Source organism: Roseateles toxinivorans, from assembly GCF_004362525.1.
GTDB lineage: Bacteria > Pseudomonadota > Gammaproteobacteria > Burkholderiales > Burkholderiaceae_C > Paucibacter > Paucibacter toxinivorans.
On the sequence record NZ_SNXS01000002.1, the window covers coordinates 1,130,440 to 1,153,104 of the forward strand.

Here is a 22,665-nt window from a genome sequence, read left to right on the forward strand (position 1 = left end):
CACAAGCCAACAAGTCGTAGAACCAAGGAGATACTTCGTGAGCAAGAACAACAATGGCCGCCGCAGTGAACCCGGTTGCCCGGTGCGTCTCAGCGCCACCCACGCGGCGGTCTGCGCCCTGCTGGCCCTGAGCCTTCCCGCCCATGCGCAGCCGGCACCGAAGCCGGACGGTGCCAACAAGCTGGACACCGTCGTCGTCACCGGCATCCGCGCCAGCCTGAAGCGGGCGCTGGACACCAAGCGCGACGCCGAGTCCATCGTCGATGTCGTCACCGCCGAGGACGTGGGCAAGTTCCCGGCCACCAATGTGGCCGAGGCCATCACCGTGATCCCCGGCGTGAGCATAGACAAGGCCTTCGGCCAGGGCGAGAAGGTCTCGATACTGGGCACCGACCCGGCACTCAACCGCACGCTGCTCAACGGCCAGGCGATTGCCTCGGGCGACTGGTTCATGTCCGAGCAGCAGGGCCGCACCTTCAACTACTCTCTGCTGGCGCCGCAGCTGGTCAGCAAGGTCGAGGTGCACAAGTCGCCCGAGGCATGGCTGGACGAGGGTTCCATCGGCGGCACGGTGAACATCTCCACCCGCAAGCCGCTCGAGCTAAAGGGCCTGACACTTAACGGCGCGGTGAACTATCTGCACAACGACCGCATCGGGGGCGGCAAGCCGTCGGTGTCGGGCATGTTCGGCTGGAAGAACGAGGCCAACACCTTCGGCGTGCTGGTGTCGGCGCAGCGCTCGAAGGAGCAGATCCGCCGCGATGGCGTCGAGTCCTACGGCACCGTGCGCGGCAGCGACTACATCAACGGCCGTGGTGGCTCGCCCAACTCCGTCACCACCACCACCACCGACTGGTCGCAGAACCCGCCCGCGACGATGCCGCCGAGCTGCGTCGGGGCCTGCAAGACCACCTTGCTGGCCAATCCAAACGCCGTCACCCCCAATTCGATCAGCGCGCACTACTTCGACCAGACGCGGGACCGCGACACGCTGTCGCTGTCCTTGCAGGCTCGGCCGCACAAGAAGCTGGACGTCGAGTTCAACGCGCTCGACGTCAAGGCCAAGTACGACAACATCACCCATTCGATGTTCGCCTTCAATGGCAACCCCTGGAACTCGCTGAACGCCTTGACCGACCTGAGCGTCGATGGCGGCGTCATCAACAAGGCCTCGTTCCGCAACGCGCTGACGGTCTATGACCTGATCAACCGCCGGGCCACGGTGGACACCGACTCCTACGACCTGAAGCTCAAGTGGAAGGAGGACCGCTGGTTCGCCTCGGCCCATGCCGGCGCCTCCAAGGCCAAGGGCGGCACCGACCGTCAGGTCTTCGGCGAGTTCCTTGGCAAGGCCAACTACAGCTATGACCTGAGCGGCGCTGTGCCCAAGCTGCAGTTCAGCGGCTACCAGACCGCGCCGATCAGTGACATCGCCGCCCATATGGCGCCGGCCAAGACGGGCAGCCCCTTCAACGACCCGCAGGGCTTCCGCCTCGACGGCGGTGGCCCGGCCGGCGGCTGGCACACCAACCCGCCGACCGCCACCAACTGGGGCGCTGGCTGGGGCGGCAACATCGTCACCAAGCCGACCAGTGACCAGGAGAAGTACTTCCAGGCCGACTTCGGCGTGCAGTTCGATGCGCCCGTGCATCAGGTCCGCTTCGGCCTCAAGCACCGCGAGCACAAGACCTCGCAGACCATGTCGGGCGTGTCGCTGGCCTCGATCAAGGGTTATGGCGACCTGAGCGCCACCCAGTTCGGCCCGCAATCGGTGCCCAGCGGCTACCTCGCCGGCTTTGGCGACGTAGGTGACCTGAGCAAGCGCTTCATGATCGACGGCTGGGCACTGGCCGACTACATCAACAGCGGCAAGTGGCTGGCGCCCTGGCAGACCATGCCGACCCCGAGCACCTTTAGCGACCCGTCTTATGCCTCCAATACCTGGACGGTGAAAGAGAACGTCAACGCCGGCTATGTGCAGGCCGACTTCAGCCATGAGCGCCTGCGCGGCAATGTCGGTCTGCGTCTGGTGAAGACCGAGTCCGAGAGCATGGGCTGGGCTTGCACCGTCAACATCAGCCCCTGCCCGGCGGACAAGTACGGCCCAAGCAGCGTCAAGAAGAACTACACCAACACGCTGCCCAACCTGAACGTGGTCTATGACCTGAACGACAGCGTGGTGCTGCGCGGCTCGGCGGCCAAGGTGATCGCCCGCCCGAACTACGGCGACATGTCCAGCTATCTGTGGATAGGCGACGCGACCCTGACCGGTGGCGGCGGCAACCCCGACCTGAAGCCCTACAAGTCCACCAACCTGGACTTCTCGGCCGAGTGGTACTTCGCCCCCAACTCGATCGTGGCCGGCACGCTGTTCCACAAGAAGGTGGACGACTACGTGCTGATCACGACGCGCAAGGAAACCCACTACAACCAGAACCAGCAGAAGGACACGGAATACGACATCTCCCGCCCCAGCAACGCCGGTAGCGCCACCATCAAGGGTTTCTCGCTCGCCTTCCAGACCAGCTTCAGCAACGGTTTTGGTCTGCTGACAAACTACACCCATGCAGACGCCAAGGCGGCAAGCGGCGGCCGGCTGCCGTTCAACTCCAAGCACCAGGTGACCTTCAGCCCGTTCTACGAGAACGACCGCTGGAGCGCCCGCACCACCTACTCCTGGCGCTCCAAGTACTACACCCAGGCCGATCGCGGCAACTTCCTGGTCACCGATGACTACGATTCGCTGGAAGCCAGCATCAACTTCAAGCTCACCGACAAGCTGACCCTGGGGCTGGATGGCATGAATCTGCTCGACAGCGAGTACCGGTCCTATGCCGAGGTGCCGGGTGTGGCCGCCACCGAGAAGCTGACCCGCGGCATCTACCGCACCGGCCGCCGCTTCATGATCTCGCTGCGCTTCGTCAACTGATAGCCGATGTTGCCCCTGATGCCATGGCCGCGCGAGCTGACGTGCCTCGGGGGCCATTTGCCCGGTGCCACCGTTCCGGCGCTGCCGGGCACGCGCTCGGCCCTGTCCGCATGGCCCGGCCTGCCCGGTCTGCGCCTGCTGCTGGACAGGCCCGACGACGGCGCACCGCCGCCGCCGGCGATGGACGAGGGCTACCGGCTGGCGGTGCGGCCGGACGGCATCGTGCTGCAGGCCGCGACGGTGTTCGGCGCGCTGCGCGGCTTGCAGACGCTGGCTCAGCTGCTTGGAGCTAGCACCGATCTGCCCTGTGTGGAGATCGAAGACGCGCCGCGTTTCCCATGGCGCGGCCTGCTGATCGACAGCGCCCGCCGCCATCTGCCGCTGCCGGTGCTGAAGCGCCAACTCGACGGCATGGCAGCCGCCAAGCTGAACGTGCTGCACTGGCACCTGACCGATGACCAGGGCTGGCGCCTGGCCTCTGACCGTTACCCGCAGCTGCAGGCCAAGGCCAGCGGCGGCGCGTTTTACACGCTGGACGAGGCCCGCGAGCTGGTGGCCTATGCCGGCGAGCGCGGCATCCGCGTCGTGCCTGAACTGGACGTGCCGGGCCACGCCACGGCCCTGGGCGCGGCATACCCCGAGTTGATGAGCGCCCCGGGCCCGGCCGCACCCGAGCGCGGCTTCGGCGTGTTCAAGCCCTGCCTCGACCCGCGCAAGCCCGAGGTGGCTGAGTTTCTGGAGCATCTGGTCGGCGAATGGGCCCAGGCCTTCCCCGACCCCTACTTCCACATCGGCGGCGACGAGGTCGAACCCAGCCACTGGCTTGCGCTGGGCCTGGAGCCGGCACGCGCTCAAGCTGATTTCAATCAAGCCATGGCCGCGCTGCTGGCGCGCCATGGCAAGCGCATGGTGGGCTGGGACGAGATCGCCGGCCCCGATCTGCCGAAACACGTGCTGGTGCAATCTTGGCGCGGGCCCGACAGCCTGGCCGATGCGGCGCGGGCGGGGTACGAGGTGCTGCTGTCGGCCGGCTTCTATCTCGATCAGCCGCAGACCAGCGCCTTCCACTGGCGCAGGCCGGTCCTGCCGCCGGTGGCCATGCTACCGATCCGCGAGATGCAGCAGCACTGGCGCCTGGATGTGCATTTGCGCGTGCAATGCCTGCGTGCAGAGCTGGGGCTGGCCCAGGCGGCTGATGGTACGTGGCAGGGCTGGATCGCCTTCGACGGCCAGGCCCGCCAACTGCTGGCCGATGTGCACTGGCGCGGCGCCGAGATGCCCGAGTTGCACTTTGCGCTCGACACCTGGATGGGCGAGACCGCGGCGCGCCTGCGCCTCGATGGTGGTGAGCTGCAGGGTATTGTTCGCATCGCCAATGTGCGCTACCCGGCAGTGGGCGAGGCGATCAACGCTGAGCAGCTGGCGCGACCGAGACTGCCCGCGACCTTGGCCGCGCCGGCCGCGCAGCGCGTGCTGGGTGGCGAAGCGGCGCTGTGGAGCGAGTTGGTGGACGAGCATTGCATCGATCTGCGGCTGTGGCCGCGGGGCTTTGCCGTGGCCGAGCGCTTCTGGTCCGACCCGGTGCCTGCCGATGAGGCGGACTTCTATCAGCGCCTGGACGCCACCAGCGACTGGGCCGCGCGCAGCATCGGCCTTGCGCATCACGCTCAGCATGAGCAGGCCCTGCTGCGCCTGGCTGGCGCCTCGAACCTTGCAGCGTTGAAGATCTTCTGCGAGGTGCTGGAGCCCGGTGGCTACTACGCGCGCCAGCACGAGAAGAAGGCGGCCGGCCGCTACCACCTGGACGAGCCGCTGGACCGTCTGGCCGATGGCCTGCCGGCCGAGAACCGTGCGATGCAGCGGCTTGCCGCGGTGCCGCTCGATGCAGCGGGCCTTGCGCAGTGGCGCGCGCAGCTGCTGTGCTGGCAGGCCGAGCTGCCTGCGGTGCAGACGCTGCTGCCTACCCAGCCGCGGCTGGCCGCCCTGCGGCCGCTGGCGCCGCATTGGCAGGGGCTGTGTGTGCTCGGGGTTGAGTTGCTGCTTGTGATCGAGCAGGGCCGGGTCTTGCCTTATGCACGCAGAGCCGCAGCCCAGGCGCAGATCGACGCAGCCGCGGCCATGGTTGACGAAGTAGTGCTGGCCCTGGTCGCCCCGCTGGAGCGCCTGCTGGACGCCTGCCGATGAAACGCATGTTGACGGCTCTGATGGGAGCGCTGCCGCTGCTGGCTGCGGCCCAGCCGCTGGATTTTCTGCACTGGTGGACGTCCGGCAGCGAGGCGCAGACCCTGGCCGAGCTGCGCCAGACGGCGCGTGCGGCCGGCGTGCCCTGGCAGGAGTCGCCAGTGGCCGGTGCGGTGAATGCCAACACGCTGCTGAAGACGCGCTTTCTGTCCGGCCATCCACCGGCGCTGGCGCAGATCGACAAGGCCGTGGCGGTGTGGGGCGAGGCCGTGCCTCTGGCCGATCTGAGCGAGGTGGCCCAGGGCTGGCGCCAGGTCTTGCCACCGGTGATCGCGGCCGAGCTGCAGTACCAGGGCCGCACCGTGGCCGTGCCCATCAATGTGCACCGGCTCAATACGCTGTGGTGCAACCTGGCGCTCTTGCAGCGTCACGGCCTGGAGGTGCCTCGCACCTGGGAGGCCTTCTTTGCGGCTGGCGACAGATTGAAGGCCGCAGGTGTGATCCCGCTGGCCATCGGCGGCTCGGTGGGCCAGAAGTTCAGCGTGTTCGCCGATGTGGTGCTGGGCCAGGGCGGGCCGCAGTTCTTCCGCCGAGCGCTGGTCCACGGCGACGCGGCCCTGCTGGCCGGCCCCGAGATGCTGCAGATGCTGCGCGACTTCAAGCGCGTCAAGGCCTATACCGATGCTGGCCAGGCGGGGCGCGACTGGTCGGTGGCCACCGCGCTGGTGATTCAGGGCCGCGCGGCGATGCAGCTGACGGGCGACTGGGCCAATGGCGAGTTCCTGAAGGCGGGCAGGGTGGCCGGGCGCGACTATGACTGCACGCCGGCACCGGGACACGGCGCGCTGCATTACTTCGAGTTCGACCGTATCCTGTTCTTCAAACCGGCGAGCGCGCAGCAGGCGGACGATCAGCAGCGCCTAGCCGCGGCGCTGATGCAGCCGGCCGACTCGACCCGCTTTGCCCGCGTCAAGGGCGGCATACCGGTGCGTGTCGATGCCGACCTTGCAGGCTTCAATGCCTGCGCCCGGCGCTCGCACCAGGACTTCAGGGCCGGCAGCGCCGATGGCAGCCTCACGCTGGCGCTGGGTGCGCAGCTGCCCGAGGCCACGCATGGTGCCTACCGCGATGTGATTTCGGCCTTCTGGGCCAGTGACAAGATGACGGCCGAGCAGGCGCAGCAACGCCTGCTCAGGGCCTCCAGGGTGATCGATTGAAGAGTTATCTGGAACGTTGGCAGCCGCAACTGCTGCTGGCCCCATCGCTGATCGCGTGCCTGCTGTTCTTCTACGGCTTCATGCTGTGGACCGGCTGGATCTCGCTGACCCGCTCGGGCATGCTGCCCAGCAGCGAGTTCGTCGGCCTGCTGCAGTACCAGCGCCTGTTCGCCGACGAGCGCTGGCTGGGCGCCCTGGGCAATCTGGCGCGTTTCGCCACGCTGTTCGTGATCATCCCCCTGGTCCTTGGCCTGCTGCTGGCCATTCTGCTGGACCAGAAGCTGCGGGCGGAAGGGGCGCTGCGCCTGGTCTATCTGCATCCGATGGCGCTGTCGCTGATCGTCACCGGCACCGTCTGGCGCTGGCTGCTGGACCCCGAGCTGGGCCTGGCCCTGGGCGTGCGCGAACTCGGCTGGACGAGCTTTCGCTTCGACTGGCTGGGCGATGAAGACCTGGCCCTGTACACGCTGGTGATTGCCGCCGTCTGGCAGATCAGTGGCTTTGTGATGGCGGTGTTCCTGGCCGGCCTGCGCGGCGTGGACGAGGCCATCGTGCAGGCGGCGCGGCTCGATGGCGCCGAAGGTTTCACGCTGTACCGCCGCATCCTGCTGCCCACCCTGGGGCCCAGCCTGTTCTCGGCCCTGCTGGTGCTGCTGCCGGCGGCGATCAAGAGCTTTGATCTGGTGGTGGCGCTGACCGATGGCGGGCCCGGCCACGCCAGCGAGCTGCCGGCGCTGTATATGTTCCAGATGGCCTTCGAGCGCAGCCGGCTGGGCCTGGGCGCGGCCAGTGCGATGGTGCTGCTGATGATGGTGCTGTCGGTGGCCCTGCCCTACGTCTATGCGCGTCAGCGCAGGCTGCGGAGCGCTGGATGACGGCCCCCATACCTGCCGTTCCACGTCAGGCCCCCCGAGGGGGGCAGGCAAACTCGGGAACGGCCCATCGTTTGCCTGTGATGCTCAGGCGCGGCTTGATCTATGCGCTGCTGGCGCTGTTCGCCATCTACTTCGCCATGCCGCTGCTGTTCATGGTTTTGAACTCGTTCAAGAGCGCGGCCGAGCTGCAGCAGGGCGGCTTTCTGGGCTGGCCGCGGGCACCCGATCTGGACGCCTGGCGCGAGGCCTGGAACGCGCTGGGGGGTGGCTTCAAGAACAGCCTGCTGCTGGCGGTGCCGGTGGTGGCCCTGTCCAGCCTGCTGGCGGCGTTGAACGGCTTCATCCTGTGCAAGCTGCGCTTTCGCGGCAGCGAGCTGGTGTTTGTGCTGCTGCTGGTGGCGCTGTTCCTGCCGATCAAGGTCTATCTGCTGCCGCTGGCCATCAGCCTGGCCAAGCTGGGTCTGGCCAAGTCACTGGGCGTGCTGATCGCCATCCACGTGATCTACAGCCTGCCGCTCGCTCTGTTCTTCCGCAATCACTACCTGGGCTTTCCGGACGAGCTGCTGCGTGCCGCCCGCGTCGATGGCGCCGGCTTCTGGGCGCTGTTCACGCGCATCGTGCTGCCGCTGTCCAAGCCGGTGTTCGTGGTGGTGGTGATTCTGCAGTTCACGACGATCTGGAACGAGTATCTGTTCGGCCTGGTGTTCACCGACAGCGACAGCCGGCCGGTCACCGCGGCGCTGGCCCAGCTCGGTGCCAGCGGCGAAGGTGGCGTGCGCCAGTACAACGTGGAGATGGCCGCGGCCCTGCTGGCGGCCCTGCCGACCCTGGCGGTGTATCTGCTGGCCGGGCGGCACTTCACGCGCGGCCTGGTGGCCGGCGCGGTCAAAGGATAAGAAGAGAAAGCATGACGACGACAGGGTTGCGTATCACCGGCTTGAGCAAGGGCTTTGGCAATCAGGCCGTGCTCCAGCACATAGCCCTGGACATCGACGAGGGCGAGTTCCTGATACTGGTCGGCCCCTCGGGCTGCGGCAAGTCCACGCTGCTGAACCTGATCGCCGGGCTGGAGCAGGCCGACGTCGGCGAGATCCATATCGCTGGCCGCCGCGTCGATGGGCTGAGCCCCAAGGACCGGGACATTGCGATGGTGTTCCAGAACTACGCGCTGTACCCGAACATGACGGTGGCGCAGAACCTGGGCTTCGGCCTGGAGATGCAGCGCTGGCCGCGCGCCGAGCGCGAGGCCCGTGTGCTCGAAGTGGCCGAGATGCTGCAGATCGTGCCGCTGCTGACGCGCCGGCCGGCGCAGCTGTCGGGCGGCCAGCGCCAGCGTGTGGCCATGGGGCGGGCGCTGGCGCGCAGGCCCAAGGTGTTTCTGTTCGACGAGCCGCTGTCGAATCTGGACGCCAAGCTGCGCGCCGAGATGCGGGCCGAGATCAAGCTGCTGCACCAGCGCCTGCGCACCACGGCGGTCTATGTGACCCACGACCAGGTCGAGGCGATGACCCTGGGCCACAAGATCGCGGTCATGAACAACGGCCAGATCCAGCAGTTCGGCACGCCCGAGAAGATCTACCACCGGCCGGCCAATGTGTTTGTGGCGGGGTTCATGGGCTCGCCCGCGATCAACCTGCTGCCGGCCCAGTGGCTGCAGCTGGACGGCCGCGCCGTGCTGCGCCTGGCCATCCAGGGCGTGACCCAGGACTGGCCGGTGCAAGACCTGGCCCCGGGCGGGCGCGGCGCGGTGACCCTGGGCCTGCGGCCCGAGAACGTCTGCCCGGCCGAGGGCGAGGCGCCGCCGCTGGGCGCCCTGCGCGTGATCGCGCCGGTGCTGCTGATCGAGCCCACCGGGGCGGAAACCTATGTGGTCGTCGATCTGGGCGGCGGCCAGCGCCTGTGCGCCCGTTGCGCGGGAGGCAGCCGCGCCCGTGTGGGTGTGCCGCTGGCGCTGGATCTGCTGCCCGAGGGGCGTTCGGTGTTCGATGCCAAGAGTGGCCTGCGCCTGAATTGAGCTCGGCTCATTTGCCGGCCAATCGCGGAAAGCTCACCATCACGCAAAGGCCGTGCCCCTCCAGCCCTTCGCTCAAGGCGATGCTGGCGCCATGCAGGGCCGCCACCCGCTCGACGATGGCCAGACCCAGGCCGCTGCCCGGCTGCTCCTGGTCGGGCCCTCGGAAGAAGCGCTCGAACACCTTCTGGTGCAGGGCGGGCGGTATGCCTGGCCCCTGATCTGCCACGCTCAGGCGCACGGCCTCGCCATCGGTCTCTATCTGCAGCAGCACGCGGCTGTCCGGGGGCGAGTACTTGACGGCGTTGTCCACCAGGTTGTCGATCAGCGAGCCCATGCTTTCGCGGTTCATCTGCATCAGGCAGCTCTCGGGCGCCAGCAGCTCCACATAGGTGTTGCGCCGCACCGCCAGCTGGCTGGCCAACAGAATGCGGTCACGGGCCAGGGCCACGAGGTCGTGCTCGCGCAGATCCATCGCCTCGGTGTCGCCGCCGGAGCGCGCCAAGGCCAGCAGCTGGTGCACCGTGTGGGTGGCGCGGCGCACGCCCTCGACCAGACGCTGCGTGCTCTCGGCCTTGCGCACAGCCTCGGGCGTTTGCTGCAACGATTCGGCGTTGAGTTGAATCACCGCCAGCGGCGTTTTCAGCTCATGGGCCGCGTCCAGCAGGAACTCGCGCTCGCGCTCCAGCCGGTCATGCAGCCGCGCCATCAGCGCATTGACCGAATTGACCACCGGCGCCAGCTCCACATAGGCCGAGGGGCGCAGCGGCGACAGGTCCTTGGCCGAGCGCCGCGCGATCTGCTTGGCCATGCGCCGCAGCGGTCCGAAGCCGGCACGCAGCAGCAGCCAGGCCACGGCCAGCATCAGCGGCAGGCTGTAGAACAGCGGGCGGGCGTAATAGGCCAGTCCCTGGAGGCTGAAGTGCCAGGCGCCGGGCACCTCCTGCCAGCGCCGCACCACCACGCCCTGTTCGGGCGCACGGGCCTCGACATACAGCCACTGATCATCGCTGGCGAAGCGTTGCACATCGGGCGGTTCCCTGTCGCCCAGGCCCCGGGGCCCGAAGCGGTGGATCAATCGCTCATGCTGCCAGACCTGCAGCTCGATGATGGGCGGCTCGTAGCCCATCTCCTGCCACTCCTGGGCGCGCAGCCGCTCCAGCTCGGCCAGCACGGCCTGCAGCTTGTCGGGCTGATCGAGCCAGAGCTGGGTCTGCAGCCGCACATGCTGGGCCCAGACATGGTTCCAGGCCTGGCCGTTGCGGGCATGGACGATCTTCACGTCGTAGATCTCGCGCGCCATCAGCCCGCACCAGACCAGCAGCACCACGCCGAAGAAGGCGCCGAAGGTGCGCTTGAGCAGCGATTTGCTGGGGGCCTCGGCGCCCGTCGGCGTCAGGGCCCGCATCAGGCCTTCTCGATCACGAAGCCGACGCCGCGCACGGTGCGGATATAGCCCTCGCCGATCTTCTTGCGCAGATTGAACATATGTACGTCCAGCGCATGGCTGTCGGCGTGGAGCAGGGCACGGACCTCCAGCTCTCGGCGCGCCACCACGCGGTCGGGCTGCTTGAGCAGGGCCAGCAGGATGGAGAACTCGGTCTTCGACAGATTGATGGGCTGATCTTCGCGGGGGGTCTTTCGCACCAACACCATGCGGCGCTCGTCCAGGCACAGGTCCTTGATGCGCCACTCGTGCACCTCGTCGGGTGTTGCCAGCAGGCCGGAGCGGCGTGCCACCGCGCGCAGCCGCGCCAGCAGCTCCACCCCGGCAAAGGGCTTGACCAGATAGTCGTCGGCGCCGCTGTCCAGCCCATGCAGCCGGTCCTCGATGCCGTCGCGGGCGGTGATGACGAGTATCGGCAGTTGCTTGTCATGCTGGCGGGCGCTGCGCAGCAGGTCCAGGCCATTGCCGTCGGGCAGGCCCAGATCGAGCAGCATGGTGTCGAACTGCTGCTCTGCGGTCCAGTAGCGGGCATCGGTGGCACGCCGCACCCAGACCACTTCGTGACCGGCATCCTGCAACAGCGATTGCAGCGACCGGCCCAGCTCCAGGTCGTCCTCCACCAGGCAAATTCTCATGCGCCGGACTCTAGCAAGACTTGCATTAATTCAATCTTAAGAATGTCTTGAGCCGATCTGGATACAGAAGCGGAGATAGTTACTACCGGTTGCGTACCAGTCGTGGTGCGCCGCAAGCCGTAAAACACAGAGGGCACGGTGCACGTACTCGCAGCGTTGGTTGTGGGGGGCTTGATCGTAGCGGCAGAGGCTGCAATGGCGGCCGCGCCAAAACCCTTCATGCCCAGCCAGGCGCAGTTCATTCCCCGGCCAGCAGCTCACCTGCTGAGGGCTGCCATCTCGATTCCGTCCCAGATCCAGCATCAACAGAGGAGACAAGCATGCAGCACACACAATCCCCCCGCCAACCGGGCGCGCTGACGGCCTGCGCCGCCGCGGTCGCCGCCCTGCTGTGGGCCGCGCCCGCTGCCTGGGCCCAGGACAGCAAGGCCGAGCAGGAAGCAAAGGACAAGAAGGACGTCAAGGAGCTGCCGCAGATCACCGTCACGGCCACCCGCGTCAACAGCAGCCTGCTGAAGACGCCGGTGGCGGTGACGGCGCTGAAGGGCGACGACCTGGTGCGTGACAATGTCAAGGAGCTGATGAACCTCAGCGGCATGGTGCCCAATCTGCAGTTCGGCCTGTCCAGCGCCGACTCGGGCGTGCAGATATCGATCCGCGGCGTGACCTCGACCAACTTCACCGAAATCGGCGATCCGGCCGTTGGCGTGCACATTGACGGCATCTACTCGCCGCGGCCGCAAGGCTCGCTGGCCCTGATGTTCGACCTGGACCAGGTCGAGGTGCTGCGCGGTGCCCAGGGCACCTTGTTCGGCCGCAACTCGACGGCCGGCGTGGTCAACATCCTGCCGGCCAAGCCGGACTTCAAGTCCAACTACGGCTGGACCTCGGTGCAACTGGGCAACTACAACGCCAAGCAGCTGCGCTCGGTCTATAACCTGTCGCTGGGCGACAACCTGGCGGTGCGCGCCGCAGTGATGGTGGACAAGCGCGACGGCTACATCAAGCAGGAGCAGGACCTCGACGACCGCGGCATCAAGAAACCCGACGGCACCTTCTCGCCCGATGGCAAGCCCGATGCGGACCAGCGCCTGAACAAAAAGGTCTCGCCGAGCGAGTACTACACCAACACCGATCAGTGGGCGGCCCGCCTGACGGCGCGCCTGGCCGTGAACCGCGACATCGAGTGGATAGGCGGCTTTGAGCATTACAAGAACGGCAGCGCCGGCGAGGTCGGTCTGAAGGATTGCGAGATGGCGGCCGGCACCCGCTTTGCCTGCGGCTCCCAGGGGCAGTGGTATGCCAAGGTCAATGTGCCTGGCAAGATCGACATGACCATTGACACGCTGCGCAGCTCGCTGACCTGGAAGCTCAACGACAACACCGAGCTCGGCTACAAGGTCGCCTATGCGAAGCAAAGGCGCTACCAGCAGCATGACGACGACGGCGGCCAGAACTGGCTGCCCGGCGACGTGGGCATGATGCAGGAGTGGGGAAACTGGGGCAATCAGCATGCGATCGACTGGGCCAGCTACACGCTGAGCTCCAACTACCGCTCCTGGGTCAATGAGCTGCAGCTCAAGCAGAGCTTCAGCAAGTGGCGTTATGTGGCCGGCCTGTTCACCTTGTCGGAGAAGAACGCGATCGACTTCGCCCAGGACAATCTGATTGCCGCGCCCTATGCGATGCCCCAGGGCCAGTTCTATGGCCAGCCCGATCGTCGCGTCGAGTCCAAGGCCCTCTTCGCCCAGGCCGACATCGCCCTGGCCGACAAGCTGACCGGCACGGTCGGCTTCCGCTACAGCCAGGACAGCCGCACCGACAACGGCGGCGTCAGTGCCGGCCTGTGGGACGCCAGCACCCCCTGGTACTACAACGGCAAGTACGTGCCGCCCTGCGTGCCCGGCCTGTGCACACCTCACAACGGCACCGATTTCACCTTCGGCATGGGCCCGTTCGCCGGCATCGGCGTCTATCCCTCGCCGACCATCAACTCGCACACCATGAGCTGGAAGAAGCCCACCTACCGCCTGGGCCTGCAGTACGACTTCAACCCCAAGCAGATGGTCTTCGCCTCGCTGGCTACCGGCTACCGACCGGGTGGCTTCGGTGACAAGTTCGACACCTGCGGAGGCGGCACCTGCGCCGACGGCTCGACGCAGAAGTACAACTTCCTCGAATACAACCCCGAGACCACGACCAACTTCGAGATCGGCCACAAGGGCCGCTATTTCGACAACAAGCTGGAGCTGAGCGCCGTCTACTTCAACACCAAGTACAAAGACATGCATGCCACCGGCATGAACGCCGTCGGCGTGCGCAAGCTGCGTGAGGGCGAGACCTGCCCGGACTGGAATCCGGCCTGCGAGGTGGTGCAGGGCTGGAAGACCGAGAACATCGGCCGCTCCACGATCCAGGGCCTGGAACTCGAGTTCAAGGCCCTGCCTTGGAAGAACGGCAACCTCTCGGGCTATGCCTCGGTGCTGCACTCCAAGGTCGATGCCTACCCGACCTTCGACGACAACTGGATCTGCGGCTACCGCGCCGAGTTCGGCGCCGCGCCCTGCGCACCGGTCTATCTGGGCACCGATACGACCAAGCGCGGCCGCGCCATCCTGGACGTGACCGGCCATCAGCTGCCGATGGCGCCCAAGTACTCGTTCGCGCTGAACTACGGGCATGACCTGGCCCTTGGCAATGGCATGACCCTGACTCCGTCGCTGGGCATGCGCTACCAGAGCCGCATGTACTTCACCGTGCGCAACCTCGACAACCCGGTCATTGGCGATTACCAGAAGGCCTACACCAACTGGAACGCGGCCATCAAGCTGGCCGGCGCCGACGGCAAATGGGATGTCGAGCTGTGGGGCACCAACCTCAGCAACAACATCGTGAAGAACTGGATGGGCCAGGGCAACGCCGGGGGCTACACCTACAACAGCTACAACCCGCCGCGCATGTTCGGCGTGCGGGCCACGGTCAACTACTGATGGTGCGCGCCGGGAAAACGCCCTTCGGGCCGCCGGTACGCGCCGGTCGCATCGTCTCCATCGATGCCTTCCGCGCGCTGACCGTGCTGGTGATGATCATCGTCAACGAGTGGCATGGCGTGGCTGGGCTGCCGGCCTGGATGCAGCACATGCCGGCGGATGCCGACGCGATGAGCTTTGTCGATGTCGTGTTCCCGGCCTTTCTGTTCATCGTCGGCATGTCGGTGCCGTTCGCGCTGCAGCAGCGCCTGGCCCAGGGCGATGCACCGCTGCAGGTGCAGCTGCATGTGCTGCAGCGGGCGCTGGGCCTCGTGGTGATAGGCGTGTTCATGGTCAACGCCGAGAGCGGCTTTCACCAGGCCAGCATGGCCCTGCCCATCACCGCCTGGGCCCTGCTCAGCTATGTCGCGGCCTTTCTGATCTGGGGCAGTGTGCGGGGCGGTCCGGCGCTGGCCCTGGGTTGGCGGGTGGGCGGCGTGGTGCTGCTACTGCTGCTGGCCTGGACCTACCAGGGCGGCGAGGGCGGCGAGGCCGGCATCACCCCGCAGTGGTGGGGCATTCTGGGCCTGATCGGTTGGGCCTACCTGCTGGCCTGCCTGGGCTTCTGGCTGGTGCGCGGCGGCCTGCCCGGTGTGATGAGCTTGATCGCGCTGTGCCTGGGCTACTACCTGGCCAGCCATGCGTCATTGGTGGCGGGCAGCGCCTCCCTGAGCCTGCTGTTCGGCCAGGCGGGTCATGCCATTCATGCGGCCATCGTGCTGTGCGGCTGCGCTCTGAGCCTGATCTTCTTTGACTCGACGGCAAAGCGCAGCGAGGCAGGGCGCTTTGCGCTGGCGTTGGCCTTCGCCATGGCGCTGGCCCTGCTGGCCGCGCTGCTGCGACCCCACTACAAGATATCCAAGATCTACGCCACCCCCAGCTGGGCCCTGTACAGCGCGGCCAGCTGCGTGCTGATCTTTGCCGCGCTGTATGCCTGGATCGAGCTGAAGGGCCGCGCCTTTCTGCCGGGCCTGCTGGCACCGGTGGCGGCGAATCCGCTGGTGGCCTATCTGATCCCCTTCGTCGTCGGCGCGCTGCTGGCCTTGGCCCATGTGCAGCTGCCCTCGGTGCTGCGCACCGGCATGGCCGGTATTCTGTACGCCGTGATCTATGCGCTTGGGGTGGCGGTGCTGGTGCGCTGGCTGGCGGCGCGTGGCGTGCGCCTGCGCATCTGAGAAGGTTCTTAACGCGCTCTTAAGCGAATCTTGTCCATTGCTGAACTCGCTGCATGCCACATTGCTGTGCATACACGAAGCATGAGTCGCGGCATCCTGCGGGCCACAAGCCCGGGCCGCGGCCGGGGGATGAGAATTGATGGACAAGTCGGGCTTGGCAATGGCGTTGATGCGTTCGGCCCATACGCCGCTGTACCTGCAGCTGGCCAGCAAGCTGCACGACGGTCTGCAGCATGGCCGCTGGACGGTCAATGATGCGCTGCCCTCCGAGCGCATGCTGTCGGATGCGCTGTCGGTCTCGCGGGACACCGCGCGCAAGGCCCTGGCCCTGCTGTGCGCCCGTGGTGTGCTGACCCGGGTGCGGGGCTCGGGCACCTATCCGGCCGGCACCGTGCCCTTGGGTGACGCCGGACCCGCACGCGAGCCGGCCAAGCCCGGTTGGCAGAGCCGGGAGCTGGGCCGCGCCAGCGCCGAAGAGGTGCTGGCCCTGGGGCTGTCGCCCGAGGCCGAGGTGGTGCGATGCACCAGCCTGCGCGGCCCGGCCGCCGAGCCTCTGGCCATCGTCTCCAGCGTCGTGCCGCTGCGCTATATGCCGCAGCCGGTGGACTGGCATGTGGACATGGGCAGCTACTTCGAGGCTCAGGGCTGGACGGACACCCGCGTGCTGCAGCGGGTGCGCGCCGTCTGCGCCACGCCGGAGCAGGCTCGGCAGCTGGGGGTGGGGCCGGGCACCGCCCTGCTGCAGGTCAAGCAGGTGCGCTATGCCAGGCAGGGCCAGGCGTTGGAGCTGTGCCACACGCATTGGCTGGGCGCCCAGGCCGACTATTGCGTGGAGCTGCGGCGCACGCCGCCAATCTGAACGTGGATACTGCGCGGCCGCGTCATGACTTTTCCCCAAGCACTCAAGGCCATGCCCATTCTCTCCCGCCCCAAGTACGCCTATGTCGGCACCTCCGGCCCATTGAGCCAAGGCATACATGCCTTCACCCATGACGAGCACAGCAGCCTGCTGCAGCCCATGGGCGTCACGCCGCATCGTCACAACCCGAGCTGGCTCACAGTGTCCGCCGACGGGCGCATGCTGTACGTCGTCAACGAGCATGGCGATGACGAGGGCCCTGGCGGCTCGCTCAGCGCCTACCGCATAGCTGAGGACAGCGGCGCGCTGAACCTGCTGGGTACCGTGCCCTCCGGCGGCATTGGGCCGGTGCATATGAGCCTGCATCCGGGTGGGCGTCACGTGTTTGTGGCGCACTACGGTTCGGCCGATGTGGCGGTGGTGAGCCTGGCGGCCGATGGCCGGCTTGGCGAGGTGCTGTGCACGCGCCGGGCGGACGAGACCGGCGCCACCCTGGGCCCGACAAGAGCCGCGCGGGGCCCGGCCGGCAGCCATGCCAACAGCGGTCATGACGCGCCCCATGCCCATATGGCGCAGTGCGATCCCGGCGGCCGCTATGTGCTGGTCACCGACCTGGGCCTGGACTGCATCGTCGCCTGGCGTTTCGATGCCACCCGCGGCGAGCTGAGCGCGCCGCAGCGCTGGCAGGCCTCGCCGGGCGCCGGACCGCGGCATCTGGCCTTTCATCCGCAGCATGCCGGGCATTGCTATGTGCTTGGCGAGGAGTCATCGACGCTCAGCTGGCTGGCCTTCGATGCGGGCAGCGGCGCCCTGACGACGCGCAAGGAGCTCAGCAGCCTGCCGCCCGGCCATCAGGGCACCAGCTATGCCTCGGACCTGGGCATCTCGGCCGACGGCCGGCATCTGTACGCGCTGAACCGGCTGCACGACTCGATCGCAATCTTTTCCCTCGGCGCCGATGGTGCCCCGAGCTGGCAGGGCGAGGTCTGGGCCCAGGGCTCCTATCCGCGCAGCTGCACCCTGGATCCCGGTGGTCGCTGGCTCCATGTCTGCAATCAGCGCAGCGACCAGATCACCAGTTTCGCCATCGCCGCCGATGGCAGTCTTCAGTTCAGCGGACAGTACGTGGGCGTGGGCAACCCAACGGCCCTGGTCTTTGCCTGAGTGTTCTCAGCAGTGCCGGGTGCGGCTGTCCTGCGGCGCTTGCGCACGATCGTGCAGGCCGTAGTCTCGCTGCACCTCGGCCACGCGCAGCCGGTAGTCGGCGAACACCTGGGCCCGGCCCAGCGCCTGGGTGGCGCGGTGCGCCTCCAGATTGCGCCAGGCCTGCACGGCAGCGTCGTCGCGGAAGAAGGACAGCGACAGCAGCTTGCCCGGCCTGCTCAGGCTCTGGAAGCGCTCGATGCTGATGAAGCCGTCGACCTGCTCCAGCAGTGGGCGCAGCTCGGCGGCAAGGTCCAGGTAATGCTGGTACTGCCCGGCATGGGGTTCCACTTCAAAGATGATGGCAATCATGTCGGTACCTTGTGGTGAACGAAGATGGGCGCGTGCAGATTGGCGGCGGGTTCATAGCGCAGATCATCGACGGCGGGCCAGGGCATGCCGCTGTGCAGGGCCTGCTGCAGCGCCGATTTTGCGATCAGCAGGGCCAGATCTTGCCCGGGGCAGGCGTGGGGGCCATGGCCGAAGGTCGAGGTGCCGGCGCCGGACAGCCTCACGATGATGCAGGCACCGGCCGGCAACAACGTGCCTGCCACTTCGATCGCCTGCGGCGCAAAGCGGCGGGTGTGCCGGATTGGCGCATCGCGGCGGCAGACGCGCTTCAGCAGGGCCGCCCAGTCGGCATCGCGCTCGCGCATCCGGCCGGCGAGTTCGGCATCGCGGGCAAGCGCCACCAGGCCATTGCCCAAGAGGGCGGCCGTGGCCTCGAAGCTCTGCCAGATCAGGCCGGCCAGATTGGCCTGCACGTCTGAAGCATTGTCCCAGCCCTCGGCCTGGATGGCGCGCAGCAGGCTGCTGGGCGCGGCGGCCGCGATCAAGGCCTGCAGGGCCTGCGCCGCTTGATGTGCCGCCTGGGCCGCCGCCTCATCTGCGGCCGGCGCAAAGCCCTTGGCCAGTGCGCGCAGCAGCGGGGTCAGCGCGTCCGCCTGCTCGGCCGCAATGCCCAGCATCTGCGCCATGCTGGAGGCGGGCGTGACCCACATCCAGTCGGCCCAACCATGAATGAGCCGGCGTGCGGCGGTGCTCTGCACCAGTGCCCGCCACTCGATCTGGTGTTCATAGCTCCAGCGCTGCAGCGCCGCCTGCAGCGCCGGTTTGCCGGCCTGGTGTGCCGCGCCATCGCTCATGCGCAGCCAGCGGCCGAACATTGCCCCGGCCGGCCCACCGACCAGGGCCTTGGGTATTGACTCGGCGGCGGGGCGCACGCGCAGGCCGCAGTGGTGCAGCACGGCCTGCACCGTGTCGGGATGGGCGGCGATCCAGTGCTGGCACTCGGCATCGAACTGCAGGCCGGTCTGCAACTGCTGCGGCATGGTGGAGGAGTTCATGCGGGTCAGTATTGACTTGCCATCGCTGGTACGCTTCGCCTAGCATCGAAGCATGAATGCAGATCTGCAACTCTCGCTGGTGGCCGGCGCCATTGCCGACCCGGCCCGGGCCCGCATGCTGTGCTGCCTGATGGATGGCCATGCCCGCACCGCCACCGAGCTGGCGGCGGTGGGCGAAGTCGGCGCCTCCACGGCCAGCAGCCATCTGGCCAGGCTCAAGCAGCAGCATCTGGTGGAGGTGCTGGCCCAGGGCAAGCACCGCTATTTCAAGCTCGCCAGCCCCGAGGTGGCAAGGGCGCTGGAGGCGCTGCTGGTGCTGGCCGGCGTCAGCGCGCCGCGCTTCCAGCCCAGCACGCCGCAACCACTGCGCCTGGCCCGGCGCTGCTACGACCATCTGGCCGGGCGACTGGGCGTGCTCCTGCACGAGCATGCGCAGGCCCGGGCCTGGCTGGCCCCCGACGATGGCGCGGCCGAGGCCGGTGCCTACGCGCTGAGCCCGGCCGGCGAGCAGGCCCTGCAGGCGCTGGGTGTCGATGTGGTCGCGGCGCGAGCCAAACGCCGCCGCTTTGCCTGCGCCTGCCTGGACTGGAGCGAGCGCAAGCCGCATCTGGGCGGGGCGCTGGGTGCCGCCTGGTTGCAGCGCCTGTGCGAACAGGAGTGGTTGCAGCCCGAGCTCGACAGCCGCGGCCTGCGCCTGACGCGCAAGGGCCAGGCCCGGCTGGCGGAGCTGCTGGACGTCGAGGCCAGGAGCCTGCAGTAGTCGCTAGAACAGCCGCCCGACGTTGAACAGCGTCAACACCCCCAGCACCGCAAAAATCAGCGCCGCCACGCCGTGCACGATGGGCATCGAGATGCGCTTGGCCAGCCCATCACCCAGCAGCACCACCGGCACATTGGCCAGCATCATGCCCAGGGTGCTGCCGCCGACGACGGCCAGCAGATCGGTGTAGCGGGCGGCCAGCGCCACGGTGGCGATCTGCGTCTTGTCGCCCATCTCGGCCAGGAAGAAAGCCAGCACCGTGGTGCCGAACACGCCGAACTTGTGATTGCTGCCCTCGGCCTCGTCGTCCAGCTTGTCGGGGATCAGCATCCAGCCGGCCATGGCCAGGAAGGACAGTCCTATCACCCAGCGCAGCCAGTCCGGGCCCAGGGCCTTGGCAATCCAGTCGCCGACCAGGCCGGCAAGCGCATGATTGACCAGCGTGGCGACCAGGATGCCCAGAATGATGGGGATGGGCTTGCGAAAGCGCGCAGCCAGCAGCAGGGCCAGCAGCTGGGTCTTGTCCCCCATCTCGCCCAGGGCCACCACGCCGGTGGATATCAGGAAGGCTTCCATTGAGTTCTCCAGGGCCGGATGCGAATACCAATGACCACACCGCTTCCCCGGCCCAACCGGAGGCAGTGAGGTCAAAGGTCTTGCCAGGCCTCAGGCCGCATCCCATGGACACGGCTCAGGTGCTGCCCGCGCCATGATCCGGAGCGGATCAAGTGTGTTGACGCGGGCCTCTGCCAATGCAGAGCGGCTACTCCCCAATGACGAGTGCTGGGGGTAGTTTAACAGTCCCCATCGGCCCCCCAATCAGTAGCGGTACACGCCGCGGCCGCTCTTGCGGCCCAGCCAGCCGGCGGCGACCATTTCCTTGAGCAGCGGCGCCGGGCGGTACTTGGAGTCGGCGAACTCGTTGACATAGACCTCCATCACCGCCAGGCAGACGTCCAGGCCAATCATGTCGGCCAGGGCCAGCGGACCGATGGGCTGGTTGCAGCCCAGCTTCATGCCGGCGTCTATGTCTTCCGGCGTGGCCAGGCCCTCGGCCAGCACGAAGAAGGCTTCGTTGATCATGGGCACCAGGATGCGGTTGACGACGAACCCGGGCGCGTTCTTGACCGTGATCGGCGACTTGCCGAGGCGCTCCGACAGCGCCTTGACCGCGTCGTGCGTGGCGTCGCTGGTCTGCAGGCCGCGGATGATCTCCACCAGGGCCATCATCGGCACCGGGTTGAAGAAGTGCATGCCGATGAAACGGTCGGCGCGCTGGGTGGCTGCGGCCAGCTTGGTGATGGAGATCGACGAGGTGTTGGTGGCGACTATCACCTCGGGCGCCAGCAGCGCGTCGAGCTGCTGCAGGATCTTCACCTTTAGCGCCTCGTTCTCGGTCGCCGCCTCGATCACCAGCTGGGCGCCAGTCAGCGCCGCATAGTCGGTGCTGGTGGTGATCAGGGCCAGGGCGGCGTCCTTGTCGGCGGCGGAGATCTTTTCCTTCTTGATCAACCGGTCCAGGCTGCCGGCCACGGTGGCCAGGCCGCGCTGCACGGCGGCCTCGTTGATGTCGACCATCACCACCTGGATGCCGCGCGCCGCGCAGGCCTGCGCGATGCCGTTGCCCATGGTGCCGGCACCGATGATGCCCACGGTTTGAATTGTGCTCATGCTGAACTCCTTGCTGCTTGAAATCAAGTGCGCACTGTAGCTGCCATGCGGGGACTGCTGTCACCAATCCCGCCGACAATAGCGCCTCAAAGGAGAGTGACCGCACCGATGAGCCTGGACATCCCGACCCTGATGTTGACCCTGCTGCTGGGGTATTTGCTGTTGTCCATCGTGTTGGCCGTGGCGCTAGGCGGGCGTCGCCACGACCAGGAACTGCGCAGCTGGACCCTGGGCTCCTGGGCCCTGCTGGGCGGCTTCCTGATGCTGACGGCGCGTGTGTGGGTGCCGATGCCGGTGTCGGTGCTGGGTGGCAATAGCCTGATACTGCTGGGCATGTGCCTGCACACTGAGGCGCTGTACCGCTTCTTGCTGGACAAACCGGCGCCGCGCTGGGTCTGGGGGATTCTGGGCGGCGGCATGGTGATGCTGCTGGCGGTCATGTTCCAGCCGCTGAGCCAGCGCTCGCCGGTGATTTCTGCCATGCTGGGCCTTGCCTTGCTGCCAGGTGTGCATGTGATCTGGGTGCATGGCCGGCGAGCGGAGCGCTCGCTGCGCACGGTCGGCGTGACCTTGGCCCTGGCCGCACTGGTCCTGATGTTTCGCGGCGTGCATGGCCTCGTCAGCCCGCATGTCTATGCCAGCCTGACCCACTCCAGCCTGAGTCAGGGGCTGACCTTTCTGATTGCCTTCCTGTGCCTGCTGGGCGCAGGTTTCGGCTTTGTGCTGGCCAGCTTCGAGCGGCTCGCGCAGCGCATGGAGGTGCTGGCCACGGTCGATGGTCTGACCGGGTCCATGAATCGCGCCACCACCGACACCATGCTGGCCCATGCCCTCGCGCGCTGCCGGCGCGAAGGTCAGCCGCTGGCCTTTGTGGCCCTGGACCTCGACCACTTCAAGCGCATCAACGACCTGCACGGCCACAGCACCGGGGACGCCGTGCTGCGCGCCTTCGTCGCGACGGTGAAGCTGCGCCTGCGCGCCGGCGATGTGGTCGGCCGTCTCGGCGGCGAGGAGTTCGGCCTGGTCCTGCCCAACACAGGGGCGGCCGGAGCCGAGCATGTGGCGGAGGCTGTGCGCCGGGCGATCGAGAAGATGCAGGTGTCCAATGCCGATGGGCAGCTGGTGCCGGTCACGGTGTCGGCCGGCGTGGCCGTGGCACCTGCAGGCCCCGGGGTCAGCGGCGAGCAGCTCTACCGCGAAGCCGACCGGGCGCTGTACCGGGCCAAGGCCCTGGGGCGCAATCGCGTCGAGCCCAGCGAGGCGGTGGGCTCGGGCCTGTTCGAGACGGCACAGGCCTGAGGTCCAAGTGTGACTTTTGGCCGCCTCG

At 67.4% G+C, this 22,665-nt stretch carries 18 protein-coding genes and 1 riboswitch; of the genes, 12 read left to right on the top strand and 6 right to left on the bottom strand.

Annotated features, from left to right (window positions below; genetic code table 11):
• Window positions 1-37 precede the first annotated feature (37 nt).
• The 6 genes from DES47_RS10910 to DES47_RS10935 all read left to right on the top strand — a co-directional run bounded on the left by DES47_RS10910 (window position 38) and on the right by DES47_RS10935 (window position 9,216).
• Window positions 38-2,929 (top strand): TonB-dependent receptor, encoded by a 2,892-nt coding sequence (locus DES47_RS10910; protein ID WP_208114955.1) that lies wholly within the window; start codon window positions 38-40, stop codon window positions 2,927-2,929.
• A gap of 6 nt (window positions 2,930-2,935) precedes the next feature.
• Window positions 2,936-5,113 (top strand): family 20 glycosylhydrolase, encoded by a 2,178-nt coding sequence (locus DES47_RS10915; RefSeq protein WP_133700671.1) that lies wholly within the window; start codon window positions 2,936-2,938, stop codon window positions 5,111-5,113.
• Window positions 5,110-6,327 (top strand): ABC transporter substrate-binding protein, encoded by a 1,218-nt coding sequence (locus DES47_RS10920; RefSeq protein WP_133700672.1) that lies wholly within the window; start codon window positions 5,110-5,112, stop codon window positions 6,325-6,327. The genes DES47_RS10915 and DES47_RS10920 overlap by 4 nt, the downstream gene beginning before the upstream one ends.
• On the top strand, window positions 6,324-7,202 hold the full coding sequence (locus DES47_RS10925) for a carbohydrate ABC transporter permease (RefSeq protein ID WP_243748251.1): 879 nt from the start codon (window positions 6,324-6,326) through the stop codon (window positions 7,200-7,202). The genes DES47_RS10920 and DES47_RS10925 overlap by 4 nt, the downstream gene beginning before the upstream one ends.
• Window positions 7,203-7,282: 80 nt before the next feature.
• On the top strand, window positions 7,283-8,098 hold the full coding sequence (locus DES47_RS10930; protein WP_133700673.1) for a carbohydrate ABC transporter permease: 816 nt from the start codon (window positions 7,283-7,285) through the stop codon (window positions 8,096-8,098).
• 11 nt (window positions 8,099-8,109) lie between these two features.
• Window positions 8,110-9,216 (top strand): ABC transporter ATP-binding protein, encoded by a 1,107-nt coding sequence (locus DES47_RS10935; RefSeq protein WP_133700674.1) that lies wholly within the window; start codon window positions 8,110-8,112, stop codon window positions 9,214-9,216.
• Between the two features lie 7 nt (window positions 9,217-9,223).
• Here DES47_RS10935 and DES47_RS10940 read toward each other — a convergent pair whose 3' ends face one another.
• Both DES47_RS10940 and DES47_RS10945 read right to left on the bottom strand, forming a co-directional pair.
• On the bottom strand, window positions 9,224-10,621 hold the full coding sequence (locus DES47_RS10940; protein ID WP_133700675.1) for a sensor histidine kinase: 1,398 nt from the start codon (window positions 10,619-10,621) through the stop codon (window positions 9,224-9,226).
• Window positions 10,621-11,295, bottom strand: a complete 675-nt coding sequence (locus tag DES47_RS10945) for a response regulator transcription factor (protein ID WP_133700676.1) — start codon at window positions 11,293-11,295, stop codon at window positions 10,621-10,623. Before DES47_RS10945 ends, DES47_RS10940 begins: the two co-directional genes overlap by 1 nt.
• A gap of 320 nt (window positions 11,296-11,615) precedes the next feature.
• On the opposite strand from DES47_RS10945, the gene DES47_RS10950 reads away from it, so the two are divergent.
• The 4 genes from DES47_RS10950 to DES47_RS10965 all read left to right on the top strand — a co-directional run bounded on the left by DES47_RS10950 (window position 11,616) and on the right by DES47_RS10965 (window position 17,522).
• The gene (locus DES47_RS10950; RefSeq protein WP_133700677.1) at window positions 11,616-14,285 is read left to right on the top strand and encodes a TonB-dependent receptor; all 2,670 of its coding nucleotides are present in this window, start codon (window positions 11,616-11,618) and stop codon (window positions 14,283-14,285) included.
• 2 nt (window positions 14,286-14,287) lie between these two features.
• Entirely contained in the window at window positions 14,288-15,499 is a 1,212-nt protein-coding gene (locus DES47_RS10955) for a DUF5009 domain-containing protein (RefSeq protein ID WP_166651955.1), read from the top strand.
• 139 nt (window positions 15,500-15,638) lie between these two features.
• Window positions 15,639-16,358, top strand: a complete 720-nt coding sequence (locus DES47_RS10960) for a GntR family transcriptional regulator (RefSeq protein ID WP_133700679.1) — start codon at window positions 15,639-15,641, stop codon at window positions 16,356-16,358.
• 51 nt (window positions 16,359-16,409) lie between these two features.
• Window positions 16,410-17,522 carry a lactonase family protein gene (locus DES47_RS10965; RefSeq protein ID WP_166651956.1) on the top strand — a complete coding sequence of 371 codons (1,113 nt, stop codon included), beginning with the start codon at window positions 16,410-16,412 and terminating at the stop codon, window positions 17,520-17,522.
• Between the two features lie 6 nt (window positions 17,523-17,528).
• Here DES47_RS10965 and DES47_RS10970 read toward each other — a convergent pair whose 3' ends face one another.
• A complete protein-coding gene (locus DES47_RS10970) occupies window positions 17,529-17,873 on the bottom strand; it encodes an antibiotic biosynthesis monooxygenase family protein (RefSeq protein ID WP_133700681.1) in 345 nt (114 codons plus the stop codon).
• Complete coding sequence (locus DES47_RS10975; protein WP_133700682.1) at window positions 17,870-18,907, bottom strand: cytochrome P450 family protein; 1,038 nt, start codon at window positions 18,905-18,907, stop codon at window positions 17,870-17,872. Before DES47_RS10975 ends, DES47_RS10970 begins: the two co-directional genes overlap by 4 nt.
• Window positions 18,908-18,959: 52 nt before the next feature.
• Between DES47_RS10975 and DES47_RS10980 the strand changes: the two genes are divergently transcribed.
• On the top strand, window positions 18,960-19,667 hold the full coding sequence (locus tag DES47_RS10980; protein WP_133700683.1) for an ArsR/SmtB family transcription factor: 708 nt from the start codon (window positions 18,960-18,962) through the stop codon (window positions 19,665-19,667).
• A 3-nt stretch (window positions 19,668-19,670) separates the two neighbouring features.
• Here DES47_RS10980 and DES47_RS10985 read toward each other — a convergent pair whose 3' ends face one another.
• Both DES47_RS10985 and DES47_RS10990 read right to left on the bottom strand, forming a co-directional pair.
• A complete protein-coding gene (locus DES47_RS10985) occupies window positions 19,671-20,243 on the bottom strand; it encodes a TMEM165/GDT1 family protein (protein ID WP_133700684.1) in 573 nt (190 codons plus the stop codon).
• A gap of 55 nt (window positions 20,244-20,298) precedes the next feature.
• Window positions 20,299-20,454: riboswitch (yybP-ykoY riboswitch) on the bottom strand.
• A gap of 32 nt (window positions 20,455-20,486) precedes the next feature.
• On the bottom strand, window positions 20,487-21,338 hold the full coding sequence (locus tag DES47_RS10990; RefSeq protein ID WP_133700685.1) for a 3-hydroxybutyryl-CoA dehydrogenase: 852 nt from the start codon (window positions 21,336-21,338) through the stop codon (window positions 20,487-20,489).
• A 108-nt stretch (window positions 21,339-21,446) separates the two neighbouring features.
• Between DES47_RS10990 and DES47_RS10995 the strand changes: the two genes are divergently transcribed.
• Entirely contained in the window at window positions 21,447-22,637 is a 1,191-nt protein-coding gene (locus DES47_RS10995; protein ID WP_166651957.1) for a GGDEF domain-containing protein, read from the top strand.
• Window positions 22,638-22,665: the final 28 nt, after the last annotated feature.

What these genes read in the sequence shown, in the direction of transcription:
- DES47_RS10915 (WP_133700671.1), top strand. Translation starts at nt 2,936, where the DNA reads ATGTTGCCCCTGATGCCATGGCCGCGCGAGCTGACGTGCCTCGGGGGC.
- DES47_RS10920 (WP_133700672.1), top strand. Translation starts at nt 5,110, where the DNA reads ATGAAACGCATGTTGACGGCTCTGATGGGAGCGCTGCCGCTGCTGGCT.
- DES47_RS10930 (WP_133700673.1), top strand. Translation starts at nt 7,283, where the DNA reads ATGCTCAGGCGCGGCTTGATCTATGCGCTGCTGGCGCTGTTCGCCATC.
- DES47_RS10935 (WP_133700674.1), top strand. Translation starts at nt 8,110, where the DNA reads ATGACGACGACAGGGTTGCGTATCACCGGCTTGAGCAAGGGCTTTGGC.
- DES47_RS10940 (WP_133700675.1), bottom strand. Translation starts at nt 10,621, where the DNA reads ATGCGGGCCCTGACGCCGACGGGCGCCGAGGCCCCCAGCAAATCGCTG.
- DES47_RS10945 (WP_133700676.1), bottom strand. Translation starts at nt 11,295, where the DNA reads ATGAGAATTTGCCTGGTGGAGGACGACCTGGAGCTGGGCCGGTCGCTG.
- DES47_RS10950 (WP_133700677.1), top strand. Translation starts at nt 11,616, where the DNA reads ATGCAGCACACACAATCCCCCCGCCAACCGGGCGCGCTGACGGCCTGC.
- DES47_RS10960 (WP_133700679.1), top strand. Translation starts at nt 15,639, where the DNA reads ATGGACAAGTCGGGCTTGGCAATGGCGTTGATGCGTTCGGCCCATACG.
- DES47_RS10965 (WP_166651956.1), top strand. Translation starts at nt 16,410, where the DNA reads ATGCCCATTCTCTCCCGCCCCAAGTACGCCTATGTCGGCACCTCCGGC.
- DES47_RS10970 (WP_133700681.1), bottom strand. Translation starts at nt 17,873, where the DNA reads ATGATTGCCATCATCTTTGAAGTGGAACCCCATGCCGGGCAGTACCAG.
- DES47_RS10975 (WP_133700682.1), bottom strand. Translation starts at nt 18,907, where the DNA reads ATGAACTCCTCCACCATGCCGCAGCAGTTGCAGACCGGCCTGCAGTTC.
- DES47_RS10980 (WP_133700683.1), top strand. Translation starts at nt 18,960, where the DNA reads ATGAATGCAGATCTGCAACTCTCGCTGGTGGCCGGCGCCATTGCCGAC.
- DES47_RS10985 (WP_133700684.1), bottom strand. Translation starts at nt 20,243, where the DNA reads ATGGAAGCCTTCCTGATATCCACCGGCGTGGTGGCCCTGGGCGAGATG.
- DES47_RS10990 (WP_133700685.1), bottom strand. Translation starts at nt 21,338, where the DNA reads ATGAGCACAATTCAAACCGTGGGCATCATCGGTGCCGGCACCATGGGC.
- DES47_RS10995 (WP_166651957.1), top strand. Translation starts at nt 21,447, where the DNA reads ATGAGCCTGGACATCCCGACCCTGATGTTGACCCTGCTGCTGGGGTAT.